Origin of the sequence: Streptomyces sp. NPDC001315 (assembly GCF_042896175.1) — a bacterium.
Taxonomy (GTDB): domain Bacteria; phylum Actinomycetota; class Actinomycetes; order Streptomycetales; family Streptomycetaceae; genus Streptomyces.
Genome location: NZ_JBIAWZ010000004.1, coordinates 437,363 through 452,000, shown reverse-complemented (window position 1 = coordinate 452,000; position 14,638 = coordinate 437,363). Strand labels below are relative to the sequence as shown.

Annotated in this window: 16 protein-coding genes; 12 read left to right on the top strand and 4 right to left on the bottom strand. The window is 70.4% G+C overall.

Annotation, left to right across the window (positions count from 1 at the left end):
• The first annotated feature begins 395 nt into the window (after positions 1-395).
• Positions 396-1,175 (top strand): hypothetical protein, encoded by a 780-nt coding sequence (locus ACFY16_RS15475; protein ID WP_390647619.1) that lies wholly within the window; start codon positions 396-398, stop codon positions 1,173-1,175.
• On the opposite strand, the gene ACFY16_RS15470 is transcribed toward ACFY16_RS15475, so the two are convergent.
• The gene (locus ACFY16_RS15470) at positions 1,099-2,418 is read right to left on the bottom strand and encodes a D-arabinono-1,4-lactone oxidase (RefSeq protein WP_390647618.1); all 1,320 of its coding nucleotides are present in this window, start codon (positions 2,416-2,418) and stop codon (positions 1,099-1,101) included. The two genes, ACFY16_RS15475 and ACFY16_RS15470, sit on opposite strands and share 77 nt — an antisense overlap.
• Positions 2,378-3,616, bottom strand: a complete 1,239-nt coding sequence (locus tag ACFY16_RS15465) for an MFS transporter (protein ID WP_390647617.1) — start codon at positions 3,614-3,616, stop codon at positions 2,378-2,380. Before ACFY16_RS15465 ends, ACFY16_RS15470 begins: the two co-directional genes overlap by 41 nt.
• Positions 3,617-3,741: 125 nt before the next feature.
• Here ACFY16_RS15465 and ACFY16_RS15460 point away from each other — a divergent pair, with 125 nt between their 5' ends.
• Both ACFY16_RS15460 and ACFY16_RS15455 read left to right on the top strand, forming a co-directional pair.
• Positions 3,742-4,869, top strand: coding sequence for a ferrochelatase (locus ACFY16_RS15460; protein ID WP_390647616.1), 1,128 nt, complete (start codon positions 3,742-3,744; stop codon positions 4,867-4,869).
• 8 nt (positions 4,870-4,877) lie between these two features.
• Positions 4,878-5,693, top strand: a complete 816-nt coding sequence (locus ACFY16_RS15455) for an inositol monophosphatase family protein (RefSeq protein ID WP_390647615.1) — start codon at positions 4,878-4,880, stop codon at positions 5,691-5,693.
• Positions 5,694-5,787: 94 nt separating this feature from the next.
• Here the strand turns inward: ACFY16_RS15455 and ACFY16_RS15450 are convergent, their stop codons facing one another.
• Complete coding sequence (locus ACFY16_RS15450) at positions 5,788-5,961, bottom strand: hypothetical protein (RefSeq protein WP_351146330.1); 174 nt, start codon at positions 5,959-5,961, stop codon at positions 5,788-5,790.
• 415 nt (positions 5,962-6,376) lie between these two features.
• Here ACFY16_RS15450 and ACFY16_RS15445 point away from each other — a divergent pair, with 415 nt between their 5' ends.
• From ACFY16_RS15445 to ACFY16_RS15430, 4 genes are all read left to right on the top strand, one after another.
• Positions 6,377-7,030 carry a response regulator transcription factor gene (locus ACFY16_RS15445; protein WP_009340866.1) on the top strand — a complete coding sequence of 218 codons (654 nt, stop codon included), beginning with the start codon at positions 6,377-6,379 and terminating at the stop codon, positions 7,028-7,030.
• Between the two features lie 6 nt (positions 7,031-7,036).
• Positions 7,037-8,269 (top strand): sensor histidine kinase, encoded by a 1,233-nt coding sequence (locus ACFY16_RS15440; RefSeq protein ID WP_390647614.1) that lies wholly within the window; start codon positions 7,037-7,039, stop codon positions 8,267-8,269.
• A gap of 396 nt (positions 8,270-8,665) precedes the next feature.
• Entirely contained in the window at positions 8,666-8,962 is a 297-nt protein-coding gene (locus ACFY16_RS15435) for a DUF4193 domain-containing protein (protein WP_003993510.1), read from the top strand.
• Between the two features lie 13 nt (positions 8,963-8,975).
• Positions 8,976-9,911, top strand: coding sequence for a hypothetical protein (locus ACFY16_RS15430; protein WP_390647613.1), 936 nt, complete (start codon positions 8,976-8,978; stop codon positions 9,909-9,911).
• Between the two features lie 107 nt (positions 9,912-10,018).
• Here the strand turns inward: ACFY16_RS15430 and ACFY16_RS15425 are convergent, their stop codons facing one another.
• Positions 10,019-10,483 carry a DUF3093 domain-containing protein gene (locus tag ACFY16_RS15425; RefSeq protein WP_390647612.1) on the bottom strand — a complete coding sequence of 155 codons (465 nt, stop codon included), beginning with the start codon at positions 10,481-10,483 and terminating at the stop codon, positions 10,019-10,021.
• A gap of 58 nt (positions 10,484-10,541) precedes the next feature.
• On the opposite strand from ACFY16_RS15425, the gene ACFY16_RS15420 reads away from it, so the two are divergent.
• The 5 genes from ACFY16_RS15420 (at position 10,542) to ACFY16_RS15400 (ending at position 14,571) form a co-directional block, all read left to right on the top strand.
• Positions 10,542-11,126, top strand: coding sequence for a PaaI family thioesterase (locus ACFY16_RS15420; protein ID WP_390647611.1), 585 nt, complete (start codon positions 10,542-10,544; stop codon positions 11,124-11,126).
• Positions 11,123-11,683, top strand: coding sequence for a dUTP diphosphatase (dut, locus tag ACFY16_RS15415; protein WP_390647610.1), 561 nt, complete (start codon positions 11,123-11,125; stop codon positions 11,681-11,683). Before ACFY16_RS15420 ends, dut begins: the two co-directional genes overlap by 4 nt.
• A gap of 1 nt (position 11,684) precedes the next feature.
• Entirely contained in the window at positions 11,685-12,446 is a 762-nt protein-coding gene (locus tag ACFY16_RS15410; protein ID WP_390647609.1) for a DUF3710 domain-containing protein, read from the top strand.
• Between the two features lie 176 nt (positions 12,447-12,622).
• The gene (locus ACFY16_RS15405) at positions 12,623-13,801 is read left to right on the top strand and encodes an alginate lyase family protein (RefSeq protein WP_390647608.1); all 1,179 of its coding nucleotides are present in this window, start codon (positions 12,623-12,625) and stop codon (positions 13,799-13,801) included.
• 77 nt (positions 13,802-13,878) lie between these two features.
• Positions 13,879-14,571 (top strand): ABC transporter ATP-binding protein, encoded by a 693-nt coding sequence (locus tag ACFY16_RS15400; RefSeq protein WP_390647607.1) that lies wholly within the window; start codon positions 13,879-13,881, stop codon positions 14,569-14,571.
• The last annotated feature ends 67 nt before the right edge of the window (positions 14,572-14,638 follow it).

Genomic DNA, 14,638 nt, shown 5'->3' with positions numbered 1-14,638 from the left:
GCCGAGTTGCCCGGCGTGTCGGGCGAGGGCCCGCGTACGCCGTTATGACACGGTTACCTGTTCGCAACGCTAAGTGACAAACTCCGTCACCCTGTGCAACTAGCCCCCTCCCGGTGGTCCGGCAAGGCCCCGGACGCCCAGGCGGGAGACCGGACCCAGGGCTCGCAACAGTACTCCATTTGGGCCACGTGCGTGGATTGGCGCGCCGCCCAACTTGTCGCAAGGGATGGGACTTGGCCCTCCGTTGCGCGGTTTCGCGGTATCGAACGTGGCGTACTTCACGCAACGGCCGGAAACGGAACTAATGGTTTCGTTCGCACGTCCCCTTCTCGTGCAGGTGGTTGATCAAATAGGAAAAGTCGATCAAGTCAGGGAAGGGCAGGCAAGATCCCGGGATGCGTGAAAGGCCCGTTGTCGTGGACGAGTCCAGCGCCGGGGAGGAGGCGGAAAAGAGGAAGCGGATCGACCTGAGCGTCCCTCAGGTCGCGGGCAGTGCCGTGGCCGCGGTGGTGGCGGCCAAGCTGGCCTCCTACTTCGGTGTCTACGGGACCATCCTCGGCGCCGGTGTGGTCAGCGTCGTCGCCACCTGCGGTGGCACGCTCTTCCAGCACTTCTTCAGGCGGACCGGCGAACAGATCCGCGAAGTGACCGTCCCGTCCAAGCCCGCCGTGACGGTGCCCGAAGTCCAGGCGCCCCCGTCGGTCGGCGAGTTCACGGAGGGCACCGTCTACCGCGCCCGGGTCAGGAACTGGAAGCGGCCGGTGGTCGCGGCCGCCCTCGTGTTCGGGGTCACCATGGCCGGAATCACCACATACGAGCTGGCGTCCGGCAACAGCTTCAGCGGCGGCGGTACGACCGTCGGTGACGCCCTCTCGGGCCACGACAAGTCGTCCTCAGGCTCAGGCGGTGGCTCGCCCTCGTCCCCTTCCTCCGCGATGCCGGAGCCGACCGACGGCGCCACTCCGTCGAGCAGCGCCCCGTCCGGGGCCACGGGGAGAGGCGGTACGACGCGGAATCCGACACCGGCTCCGAGCGCCACCGACAGCGAGGGCTCCGGTGACGGCTCGTCGACCCCGGCCGGGACGCCCAGCCCGTCCGCTACTTCCCCAGAACCCTCCGCAAGTAGTCGTTCTGGAACAGTCGTTCCGGATCAAGTCGGTCCCTCAGCGCGGTGAACTCGCCGAAGCGGGGGTAGACCCCGGCCAGGTATTCCGAGTCCCGGGTGTGCACCTTGCCCCAGTGCGGCCGGCCCTCGTGCGCGGTGAAGATGCGCTCGGCGGCGGTGAAATACGCCTGATAGGGCGTACCCCTGAACATGTGGACGGCGATGTAGGCGCTGTCGCGGCCCGAGGCCGTGGACAGGGCGATGTCGTCGGCCGGGGCGGTGCGCACCTCGACGGGGAAGCTGATCCGCAGACCGGAACGGTCGACCATCGTCTTCAGCTCACGCAGCGTCTCGACCAGGGCCTCGCGCGGGACGGCGTACTCCATCTCGACGAAGCGCACCCGGCGCGGAGAAGTGAAGACCTTGTAGGGGATGTCCGTGTAGGTGCGCGCGGACAGGGCCTTGCTGGAGATCCGGGCGATCGCGGGAATCGTCGTCGGGGCCGTCCGGCCCACCCACTGGGCCACCTGGAAGACGCCGTTGGAGAGGAACTCGTCCTCGAACCAGCCGGCCAGCTGTCCCACCGGCTGCTCCGGGCCCGCGCTGCGGTTGTTGCGCTTGGTGTTGGTGCTGCCGGTGTGCGGGAACCAGTAGAACTCGAAGTGCTCGTTCTCGGCCCAGAGTTCGTCGAGGTCGGCGAGGACCTTGTCGAACGGCATCGGCTCCTCGCGAGCCGTGAGCAGGAAGAGCGGCTCCACGGCGAAGGTGATCGCGGTGACGATGCCGAGCGCGCCCAGACCGATGCGGGCCGCCGCGAAGACCTCCGGATTCTCCTTCTCGGAGCAGACGAGCACCGACCCGTCGGCAGTGACCAGCTCCAGCCCCTTGATCTGGGCGGCGATCGAGCCCGACTCGCGGCCGGTGCCGTGCGTGCCGGTGCTGGTGGCACCGGAGACCGTCTGCTCCATGATGTCGCCCATGTTGGTGAGCGAGAGGCCCTCGCGGGCCAGGGCCATGTTGAGCCTCTTGAGCGGGGTACCGGCCTCCACCGTGACGGTCCCGGCCTCACGATCAATGTTGCGGATGCCGGTCAACAGTTGAGGGCGGATCAATACGCCGTCGGTGGCGGCGATCGACGTGAACGAGTGCCCGGTCCCCACGGCCTTCACCCTCAGGCCGTCCTCGGCGGCCTTCCGCACGGCCGCCGCCAGCTCCTCGACGGAGGCGGGCGTGACCTCCCGCGCGGGCCGGGCGGAGACATTGCCGCCCCAGTTACGCCACGTTCCGTTCTTCGCGCTCACTGTCGTGCTCAACGGTGCCTCCCCGACCCGGAGCCGGCCTGCTGAGCCGGCGGTACCCCAGGAAACCGACCGCGACCGCGACGGCCCCGGACACCGCCGGAACCCCGTACCCCGCGCGCGCACCGGCCGCGTCGATCACCCAGCCGGCCGCCGAGGAACCGAGCGCGACGCCGACCGCGAGCCCGGTGCTCACCCAGGTCATGCCCTCGGTCAGTTGCGCGCGTGGTACGTGCTCTTCGATGAGGGACATCGTCGTGATCATCGTCGGCGCGATGGACAGGCCCGCAACGAACAGCGCCACGGCCAGAAACGGCAAGTTTCCGACCAGTAGGAGGGGGATCATACTCACGGCCATCGTGAATACGCCCAGCAGCCAGCGACGTTCGGGCGCCCCCTTGAAGTGCCGCAGTCCGAAGACGACTCCCGCCACGCAGGATCCCGCCGCGTACAGCGCGAGGACGACGCTGGCGGCGCCCTTGTGACCGCGCTCGTCGGCGAAGGCCACGGTGACCACGTCGACCGCTCCGAAGATCGCTCCGGTCGCCACGAAGGTGGCCACCAGGACCTGCAGTCCACGCGAGCGCAGCGCCGTACCGCCGTCGGTCCGCTCCCGCGGGTGCGGCTCGGGTTCGGTGGCGCGCTGGGCGGTCAGCCAGAAGACGCCGACGGCCAGGAAGCAGGCGGCGAGCAGTGGCCCGGCCTCCGGGAACCAGGCCGTGGACAGCCCGATGGAGATGATCGGTCCGAAGATGAAGCACACCTCGTCCACCACGGACTCGAAGGAGTACGCGGTGTGCAGCTGCGGGGTGCCCCGGTACAGGGCGGCCCAGCGCGCGCGGATCATCGCGCCGAGGCTCGGTACGGAGCCGATGCCTGCGGCGCACACGAAGAGCATCCAGTCCGGCCACCCGAAGTGCGCGGCGAGCAGCAGCCCGGCCGCGGCGGCGAGCGCGACCAGCGTCGCCGGGCGCAGCACTCGCCGCTGCCCGTACTGGTCGACCAGCCTCGAGACCTGCGGGCCGATCGCCGCCGCCGCCAGCGCGATGGCGGCCGACAGCGCGCCGGCGAGCCCGTAACGCCCGGTGAGCTGGGAGATCATCGTGACCACGCCGATGCCCATCATCGACAGTGGCATCCGGCCGAGGAAGCCCGCGGCGGAGAAGCCCTGGGAGCCGGGGGCGGCGAACAGGGCACGGTAGGGGCTGGGCACGGGAGTCTCCGGGGATCCGGTAAGGCGCGAAGAAGGCTGATACAGCTTACGGGTTAGGTGAACCTAACGCACCTGCGATGCGGGGCGAGATCCCGGCTGTCGGTGCCGGGTGGCAGGATCGACTCATGCCAGACGCGCTCGATGCCACCCCCTACGACGCCCTGCTCCTGCTCTCCTTCGGCGGCCCGGAAGGCCCGGACGACGTGGTCCCGTTCCTGGAGAACGTGACGCGCGGGCGCGGCATCCCCAAGGAACGCCTCAAGGAAGTCGGACAGCACTACTTCCTGTTCGGCGGGGTCAGCCCCATCAACGACCAGAACCGCGCCCTGCTGGACGCCCTCCGCGAGGACTTCGCCGACCACGGCCTGGAGCTGCCGGTCTACTGGGGCAACCGCAACTGGGCGCCCTACCTGACCGACACCCTGCGCGAGATGGTCGCCGACGGCCGCCGCCGCATCCTCGTCCTGGCGACCAGCGCCTACGCCTCGTACTCGGGCTGCCGTCAGTATCGCGAGAACCTCGCCGACTCGCTCGCGGCCCTGGAGGCCGAGGGTCTGGAGCTGCCGGAGATCGACAAGCTGCGGCACTACTTCAACCACCCCGGCTTCCTGGAACCCATGATCGACGGGGTGATCGAGTCCCTCGCCGATCTCCCCGAGGACGTCCGGGACGGCGCGCACTTCGCCTTCTCGACCCACTCCATCCCGACCTCCGCCGCCGACGCCTCCGGTCCGGCCGAGGAGCACGGGGACGGCGGGGCGTACGTCAGGCAGCATCTGGACGTGGCGCAACTGATCGCCGACGCCGTCCGCGAGCGCACCGGCGTCGACCACCCCTGGCAGCTCGTCTACCAGTCCCGCTCCGGCGCCCCGCACATCCCGTGGCTGGAGCCCGACATCTGCGACCACCTGGAGGAGCGACACGCGGCCGGCGTCCCGGCGGTCGTCATGGCACCCATCGGCTTCGTCTCCGACCACATGGAGGTCCTGTACGACCTCGACACAGAGGCGAAGGCCAAGGCCGAGGAGCTGGGACTGCCGGTACGCCGTTCGGCCACCGTCGGCGCCGACCCGCGCTTCGCCGCCGCGGTCCGCGAGCTGATCCTGGAGCGTGCCGGGACCGAGCGCGGGCAGGAGGTCACGCCCTGCGCCCTGGGTGCGCTCGGCGCGAGCCACAACCTCTGCCCGGTCGGCTGCTGCCCGGCCCGCGCCCCCCGGCCCGCCGCCGCCGGCGCCGACAGCCCCTACGCGTGAGGAACACCGTGACCGACCCCCTGCACACGGAACTGCTCGAGCTGGCCCAGGAGGCCGCCCGCCGCGCGGGTGAGCTGCTGCGGGACGGCCGCCCGGCCGACCTCGCGGTCGCGGCCACCAAGTCGAGCCCGATCGACGTCGTCACCGAGATGGACATCGCGGCGGAGAAACTGATCACCGGCCTGATCGCCGACCACCGCCCCGACGACGGCTTCCTCGGCGAGGAGGGCGCCTCCAGCGAGGGCACGAGCGGCGTCCGCTGGGTGATCGACCCCCTCGACGGCACGGTCAACTACCTCTATGGGCTGCCGACCTGGGCCGTGTCCATCGCCGCGGAGCAGGACGGCGAGACCGTCGTCGGGGTGGTGGCGGCCCCGATGCGCGGCGAGACGTACCACGCGGTCCGCGGCGGCGGGGCCTGGGCCACCGGCGCCTGGGACGGCGAGCGCAGGCTCGCCTGCCGACCCGCACCGCCCCTCGACCAGGCCCTGGTCTCGACCGGCTTCAACTACGTCACCGAGGTCCGCGCGCACCAGGCCGAGGTCGCCCGGAAGCTGATCCCGCTGCTGCGCGACATCAGGCGCAGCGGATCGGCCGCCGTCGACCTGTGCGACGTCGCCGCGGGCCGCCTCGACGGCTACTACGAGCGCGGACTGCACGCCTGGGACTACGGCGCGGGTGACCTGATCGCCCGTGAGGCGGGCGCCCTGACCGGTGGACGCCCCGCGCAGCGCCCCTCACGCGACCTCACGGTGGCGGGGACCCCGGGCGTCTTCGAACCCCTCCAGCGGCTCCTGGAGGACTTCGGCGCCTGGCACGACTGAGAGCACCCACGGTGTCGTACGACGCCGTACGACGACGACAGCGGGGCCCCGGCACTGGATCGCCCGGGGCCCCGCTGTCGTACGTACGAACCGGTCAGACGGCGGACACGCCGACTTCCACGCCATGCTCGGCGGCGAGGCGGCGCAGGTCGTCGAGCTCGCCCTGTTCCACCTCGACGAGGAAGTCGTCGCCCTCGTCACGAGCCCGCGTCAGATCGGACTCGGTCGCCTTTATGCGCTGCAGAAGTCCTGCGGTGAAAGCGTCCATGCTGCGCCCCCTCGTCCTGGGTCGTGGGTCGATGGCACGGGGGTGTGCCGTTCGGAAGGGGCGATCACGTCTCCCGTAGGTGCCCGGCGCAGCCCATTGCCGGGCGGCCACGGTGCCGGACACCCACGCCCACTCTGCGGAAAGCGGACGGCGACGTGCCGCATGGTGTTGCGGCACAAGCAGAGCGTGATCGCGGGGTGTAAACCGTCCTCCCCCCGCTTCCTTCCGCGGAAACCTCAACCCGACGAGAAAATCTGCTATTCCCCGGTCGATCACCCGCGCTTCGGAGCCCGATCACCCGTCTTACAGCCGACTTATGGCCGAAAAGGGCAGGATGGACGGCACACACCCACGAAGACCCCTGCCCGCGTGTGCCCAAGGCGCTGCGCGGGTGGACACAGGAAGGACAAGCGACGTGCGCGTACTCGTCGTCGAGGACGAGCAGCTGCTCGCCGATGCGGTGGCCACCGGACTGCGCCGGGAGGCCATGGCCGTCGACGTCGTGTACGACGGTGCGGCCGCCCTGGAGCGCATCGGCGTCAACGACTACGACGTGGTCGTCCTCGACCGCGACCTCCCGCTCGTCCACGGCGACGACGTCTGCCGCAAGCTCGTCGAGCTCGGCCTGCCCACGCGCGTGCTGATGCTCACCGCCTCCGGCGACGTCAGCGACCGTGTCGAGGGCCTGGAGATCGGCGCCGACGACTATCTGCCCAAGCCCTTCGCGTTCAGCGAGCTCATCGCACGCGTGCGTGCCCTCGGCCGGCGGACGAGCGTGCCGCTGCCGCCCGTCCTGGAGCGGGCCGGCATCAAGCTCGACCCCAACCGCCGCGAGGTCTTCCGCGACGGCAAGGAGGTCCAGCTCGCGCCCAAGGAGTTCGCGGTCCTGGAAGTGCTGATGCGCTCCGAGGGCGCGGTCGTCTCCGCGGAGCAGCTGCTGGAGAAGGCCTGGGACGAGAACACCGACCCGTTCACCAACGTCGTGCGCGTGACGGTCATGACCCTGCGCCGCAAGCTGGGCGAGCCGCCCGTCATCGTCACCGTTCCCGGCTCCGGCTACCGGATCTGATCCACCGTGGCCACGACCCCCGCGCCTCCCCAGGCGCCTCCGAAACCCACCTGGGACCCCAGGAGGCCGCAGCCCCCCTTCCCGTGGCTGCGCCCGACCATCCGGATACGTCTCACCCTGCTGTACGGCGGCATGTTCCTGATCGCCGGCATCCTGCTGCTGTCGATCATCTACCTGCTGGCCGCGAACGCCCTGAACGTGGGCAGCGATCTGCCCTTCAAGATCATCGCGGGTCAGGTGACCAGCGACATCTGCAACTTCCCGACCCAGACGACCGCGAGCGAGCTCAACCACGCGATGAGCGCCTGCGTGAACGAGCAGCGCCAGCACGCCCTGGACGACCTGCTCAGCCGATCGCTGCTCACCCTGCTCGGCCTCGCCGTGATCGCCTTCGCCTTCGGCTACGCCATGGCCGGCCGTGTGCTGTCCCCGCTCGGCCGGATCACCCGTACGGCGCGCGCCGTGGCGGGTTCGGACCTGTCCCGCCGTATCGAGCTGGACGGGCCGGACGACGAGCTGAAGGAGCTGGCCGACACCTTCGACGACATGCTGGAGCGCCTGCAGCGCGCCTTCACGGCCCAGCAGCGCTTCGTCGGCAACGCGTCGCACGAGCTGCGGACCCCGCTCGCGATCAATCGCACGCTCCTCGAAGTGCACCTGTCCGACCCGAACGCGCCGGTGGAGCTGCAACAGCTCGGCAAGACGCTGCTGGCCACCAACGAGCGCAGCGAGCAGCTCGTGGAGGGCCTGCTGCTGCTCGCCCGCAGCGACAACCAGATCGTCGAGCGCAAGCCGGTGGACCTCGCCGAGGTCGCCGAGCAGGCCGTCGACCAGGTGCACGCCGAGGCGGAGGCCAAGGGCGTGGAGATCCGTGGCGAGCAGAAACCGGCCGTCGTCCAGGGCAACGGCGTGCTGCTGGAGCGGATCGCCCTGAACCTGGTGCAGAACGCCGTACGCTACAACGTCCCCGAGGGCGGCTGGGTCGAGGTCACCACCGAGGTCCAGCACGGCCAGGCGCTCCTGGTCGTGTCGAACACGGGGCCGGTCGTACCGGCGTACGAGATCGACAACCTCTTCGAGCCGTTCAGACGGCTGCGTACGGAGCGCACGGGCAGCGACAAGGGCGTCGGGCTGGGCCTGTCCATCGCGCGGTCCGTGGCCCGGGCACACGGGGGGCATATCGCGGCCCAGCCGCGGGAGGGAGGCGGGCTCGTGATGCGGGTCACGCTTCCCATCTGAGATCATGTCGCCGACACACACGGACATGTTCGCTTTGCGCGGAATTTTCAGGGCAATCGACGAGCGGTTCCATGTGTGATCGATCACAAGGGCGAATTTCGGGCCATCTACTCTCCGTGATCATGACTGGTGCCGTAAAGCCGGGAAAATCCGGGTTTTCGGAGGTCCTGATCACGGGAAGTACACGGTGAGACGCCTTTGAAGAGCGGCCTTCGGACCGTGTACGGTCCCGATCGCCATCCAAGCCGATCACTCTTGAGGGGTCCGGTTGGGTGTCGATTGAGTAACAGACCTTGATGTGAGGCAAAATCTCCGCCTCGGGTCGGGCACAAGTCCGGCCTCTCACGCGTTACGTGCGCTGGAGACACCGCAGACACCCAGAGGGGGAGAGCGACCATGGCAACCGATTACGACACCCCACGGAAGACCGACGACGACGTCGACTCGGACAGTCTTGAAGAGCTGAAGGCTCGACGCAACGACAAGTCGGCCTCGGCCGTCGACGTCGACGAATTCGAGGCCGCCGAGGGCCTCGAACTGCCCGGAGCCGACCTCTCGAACGAGGAGTTGGCCGTCCGAGTGCTGCCGAAGCAGCAGGACGAGTTCACTTGCATGAGCTGCTTCCTGGTGCATCACCGCAGCCAGCTGGCCCGCGAGAAGAACGGCCAGCCGATCTGCCGCGACTGCGACTGAGGACGGGTCGGCCGTGACTGGCTCGACCCCTCCTCGGAAGCGCCGCTTTCCCCTGGGGAAGGCGGACCAAGGGCCGTCCGGCGGCCCTCACGGCGTGCGTGACGACGAGCGGGGCTCATCCGGTACGACCGAGTCGTCCGGCTCGGCCTCGCTCGAACCGGCAGGCGACCGGGGTGACCTCCCGGCGCCGGTGGAGAGTCCCGCGCCCGTCGCCCGGCGACGGGCCGCGGCGATCCGCCACAAGGCCACGGACCTGGCCAAGGAAGGCGTCCGCAAGGGCGGCAGCCGCGCCAGGGCGGGCTTGGCGTACCTCGCCGACCGGATCATCGAGATCGCCCCGCGGGTCCCCGTACGGGACCTCGGGACGCTCCGCAGGCAGTTCCCGGGCCTCGGGCCCGAGCAGCTCGCGGACAAGCTCGTGGCGGGCGCCGCGAACGCGACGTCCAGCGTGGGAGCGGGAATCGGGGCGGCCGCGATGCTCCCCGTACCGCCCGCGATTCCCACCGAACTGGCCGCGGAGATCACCGGGGTCGCGGCGATCGAGCTGAAGCTGATCGCCGAACTCCACGAGGTGTACGGCGTGCGGCCGCCGGGACAGCTGAAGGACCGCAGCACCGCGTATCTGCGCTCCTGGTCGGGCGAGCGCGGGATCGACGTGCTGAAGCCGGCGACGGTCAATTCGGCCCTGGGCGGCAAGATGAAGCGCGAGCTTCGGCAGCAGATCATGAAGCGCACGGTCCGGGACCTGCCGAACCTGATGCCGTTCATGGTCGGGGCGGCCGTGGGCGCGGTCATGAACCGCCGTGACACGAAGAAACTTGCCGCGCGGATCCGGGCAGACCTGCGGAAGATGCAGGTGCCCTGGGACGCGCTGCCCGAGCTGCCGCCGCTGGAGCCCCCGGCGGATCCGGTGCGGCTGGGCGACATCTCGAAGGAACTGGGGCGCTGAGACGCACCGCCCGCGGGCGCCGTCGGGCCCCTGTGGGCCGTCCCCCGGCCTTCCAGCTCCGCCTCCTGGCCGCCGGAACCCGCGACCCCCGCCCGCGGGCCCAGGCGTTACGCCGCGGCCGCCCGGGCGGCCTTCAGGGCCTCTGCCAGGCGTTCCGGTTCCCGGCTCGACAGGTACAGGTACGGCGTGGGGTCGTCCGGATCCGTGACCTGGATACGCAGGGCCGTGGGGATGTAGGAGCGCAGCAGGAGGAAGGCGCGCACGTCGGCCTTGTGGGTACGCCAGGCGCGGGCCTCCTCGGCGTCCAGGACCTCCGCCTCGCCGAGGGCCGACAGGGGGATCTTCGCCTCGCCGGCGATCAGGGAGTCCCCCACCACACGGATGCGGAGCGAGCCGTAGGAGCTGGCCGCGACCGCCGCGGCCGCCGTGCCGCCGACCAGGCCGCCGAGCAGCGGCAGGGTGCCGAAGGGGAGCAGGATCAGGGCGAGGGCGACGCCCACGAGGAACGAGATCAGCCACCACGAGCGCGGGGCGGTCAGGCGTTCTTCGTATGGAGTGGCGGAGAGCTGCATGGACTCAAGCTTGGCACGGTGTCCGGATCACGCCGACGCGCGGGTAAGGTCTGCGGCTGTGAGTGGTACTTCCCCAGCTCTTCAGCCTCCCGTCGACGCGGTGAAACCGGTGCGGCACCCCGATGCTCCCGCACCCGGCGAGCTCCTCGGCGCCCACTACGAACAGTGTTTCGGGTGCGGCGGCGAGCAGCCTCATGGGCTGCACCTCGAGGCACGGGCCGGTGAGGGCGTCACGATCACCGCCGAGTTCACCGTGCAGCCCGCCCACCAGGGCGCTCCTGGACTCGCGCACGGCGGTGTGCTCGCGACCGCGCTCGACGAGACCCTGGGCTCGCTGAACTGGCTGCTGCGCACCATCGCGGTGACCGGACGGCTCGAGACCGATTTCGTACGGCCGGTGCCTGTCGATACGACCCTGTACCTGGAGGCGGAGGTGACGGCGGTGGCCGGGCGGAAGATCTACTCGACCGCCACCGGACGCATCGGCGGCCCCGACGGGCCCGTCGCCGTCCGGGCCGACGCCCTCTTCATCGAGGTCAAGGTCGAGCACTTCGTCAACCACGGCCGCGACGCGGAGATCCAGGCCGCCATGAGCGACCCGGACCGGATCCGGCGTGCCCGCGCCTTCGAGGTGAACCCTTGAGCCCCGCCGGCCGTGACCCGGTGAACGTCCTGATCCGGCGTGTCGACCCCGACGTACCGCTTCCGACGTACGCACATCCCGGGGACGCGGGCGCCGACCTGCGCACCACCGAGAGCTGTGAGTTGCAGCCGGGCGAGCGGGCCGTCCTGCCCACCGGGGTGTCTGTCGCCCTCCCCGAGGGGTACGCGGCCTTCGTGCATCCGCGATCCGGTCTCGCCGCCCGCTGCGGTGTCGCCCTGGTGAATGCCCCGGGGACGGTTGATGCCGGGTACCGTGGGGAGATCAAGGTGATCGTGGTGAATCTCGACCCGCGCGAGTCGGTGCGGTTCGAGCGCTTCGACCGGATTGCCCAACTGGTTGTCCAGCAGGTCGAGAGGGTCCGCTTCCAGGAGGTCGCGGAGCTTCCCGACTCGGCACGGGCCGAGGGGGGCTTCGGGTCCACCGGCGGCCATGGCGCGGTGGGCGGCGCGAGCGGCACAAGCGGTCAGGCCGCCGAGGGCGGCACAACGGGTGGGTATAGATACGCTTCGGTCGTATCCGACCGGGAAGGACAGTGACGTGTTCGGACGTCGCAAGAAGAAGGGTGCCGCCGAGGACGCGGCCGGCGAGGCCGAGCAGGTCGTCGACAGTGTCGACACCGAGGCGGACGAAGAGGGCGGGCGTGGGCGCGTGAGGCTCGAGCCCGAGCCGCGGCCCGACGGGCCCTGGGACGACTCCGAGGTGCGCGACCCGGGCGAGGGCCGCGTGGACCTCGGCGGTCTGTTCGTGCCGGGAGTCGACGGCATGGAGCTGCGGGTCGAGGTCGCCGGCGACGCGATCGTCGCGGCCACCGTCGTGCTGCGCGACAGCGCCATCCAGCTCCAGGCCTTCGCCGCTCCCAAGCGTGAGGGCATCTGGGGCGAGGTGCGCGAGGAGATCGGCTCGGGTATCACCCAGCAGGGCGGCATCGTCGACGAGGTCGAGGGTCCGCTGGGCTGGGAACTGCGGGCCCAGGTGCCGGTCCAGCTGCCCGACGGCACGGGCGGTTTCCAGGTCGTGCGCTTCGTCGGCGTGGACGGTCCCCGCTGGTTCCTGCGCGGTGTCATCTCGGGCCAGGGCGCGGTGCAGCCGCAGGCGGCCGGTCTGCTCGAGCAGATCTTCCGCGACACCGTCGTGGTCCGGGGCGAGGGCCCGATGGCGCCCCGTGACCCGATCGTCCTGAAGCTGCCGAACGACGCGCAGATGGTCCCCGAGGGCGTCCAGCAGGAGGAGGCCGGTTCGCGCTTCTCCGGCGGCATGGGGCAGTTGCAGCGCGGGCCGGAGATCACCGAGGTTCGCTGAGCGCAGTCGTACGCAGTGGGCCGCACCCGGTCGGGTGCGGCCCACTGTCGTGTCGTCATGTGCGGGCTCGTGCGCGATCCCTTGACGGCCAGTTGGTCTGTACCTATGGTCTCGGCCCAGCGCGTTGTTCATGCAGACGCTCATCGTTCACATGAGAGAACGGATGGCCCCCCACCATGCGCCGTACCGCACTTCTCGCCACCGTCGCCACCCTCGCCGCGGGCGCCCTCGTCTGGCCCGCCGCCCGCCACGCCGACGCCGCCCCCGCCACCTTCGTCCACCCCGGAGTCACCGTCTCCAAGGGCCAGTTGGACTTCGCCCGCACCCAGGTCAACGCCGGCGCACAGCCCTGGAAGGGCGCGTACGACCAGATGCTGGCGAGCAAGTACGCCGACCTGAACCGCACCCCGGCGCCCCGCGCGACCGTCGAGTGCGGCTCGTACTCCAACCCCAACTACGGCTGCACCGACGAGCGTGAGGACGCGATAGCGGCGTACACCGACGCCCTCGCCTGGTACATCACGCGGGACGACCGGTACGCGAAGAAGTCCATCGCGCTGATGGACGCCTGGTCCGCCGTGATCAAGGACCACACCAACAGCAACGCGCCACTGCAGACCGGCTGGGCCGGATCCTCCTGGACCAAGGCCGCCGAGATCATCAAGTACACGTACACCGGGACGTGGACCAACTCCGGCCGCTTCGCGACCATGCTCCGCGACGTCTACCTCCCCGAGGTCATCGGCGGCTCCAACTCCAACGGCAACTGGGAGCTGACGATGACGGAGGCCGCCGTGGGCATCTCCGTCTTCCTCGAGGACAAGGCTTCGTACGACAAGGCCATGGCGACGTTCCGGACGCGTACGGCCGCGTACGTCTATTTGTCCTCCGACGGCTCGGTGCCGAAGACCGTGCCGAGCCAGAACCTCGACACCACCGCCAAGATCGTCAACTACTGGCAGGGGCAGTCCACCTTCGTCACCGGTCTCACCCAGGAGACCTGCCGCGACCTCACGCACACCGGGTACGGCATCTCGTCCATCTCGCACATCGCCGAGACCAGCCGCATCCAGGGCCAGGACCTGTACGGCACCGACGTCGGGGAGCGGCTGCGGCAGGCACTCGGCTTCCAGGCCAAGTACCAGCTGGGTACGGCCGTCCCGAGCTGGCTGTGCGGCGGCTCCCTCACCCTCGGGCTCGGTCCGGTCACCGAGGTCGGGTACAACGCCCTGCACAACCGGCTGGGCATCGCGATGACCAACACGCAGACACTGACGCAGCAGAACCGTCCGGCCGGCAGCAACAACCTGTTCGTCGCCTGGGAGACCCTCACCCACGGGGACAACCCGAGCTGAACCGTTGAACGGCCGGGCGCCCGGCGGTGATACTGGCGCCCGGTCCACAGGGGACACGGGGTCACGGGGGAGGGCGCATGAGCCGGGTGGTCACCGAGACCATGGTGCGCGTCGAGGACGTCCACAAGTCGTACGGCCGTGGCGCCGCCGCCGTCCACGCGCTGCGCGGCGTCTCCTTCGAGGTCCCGCGCGGTGAGCTCGTCGCCCTCAAGGGCCGCTCGGGCTCCGGCAAGACCACGCTCCTCAACATCGTCGGCGGCCTCGACGAGCCGGACGCCGGCCGGGTCACCGTCGACGGGCTCGACCTGGCGGAGCTCGGCGAGGACGGGTTGCTCGCCCTGCGCCGGGACCGCGTCGGCTTCGTCTTCCAGTCCTTCGGCCTCATCCCCATCCTCACCGCCGCCGAGAACGTCGGGGTACCGCTGCGGCTGCGCCGGGCCGACCCGCGCGAGCGCGAGGAACGCGTCGAACTGCTGCTCTCCCTGGTCGGACTGGCCGACCACGCGGCCCAGCGGCCCGGCGAGCTGTCCGGAGGCCAGCGCCAGCGGGTGGCCATCGCCCGGGCCCTCGCCAACAGCCCCGCACTCCTCGTCGCCGACGAGCCGACCGGCCAGCTGGACGCGGAGACGGGTCACGCCGTCATGGAACTGCTGCGCGCGGTCGTCCGCAGCGAACAGGTCACCGCCCTCGTCGCCACCCACGACGCGACCCTGCTGGACCTGGCCGACCGGGTGCTCGAGCTGAGGGACGGGGAAGTGGCCGAGCAGTAGGCCCCGCCGAGCAGCACGGCCCGTGCCCGGCGCGTCAGGGTTGCGTCAAAGACGCCCCCTGCCCCAT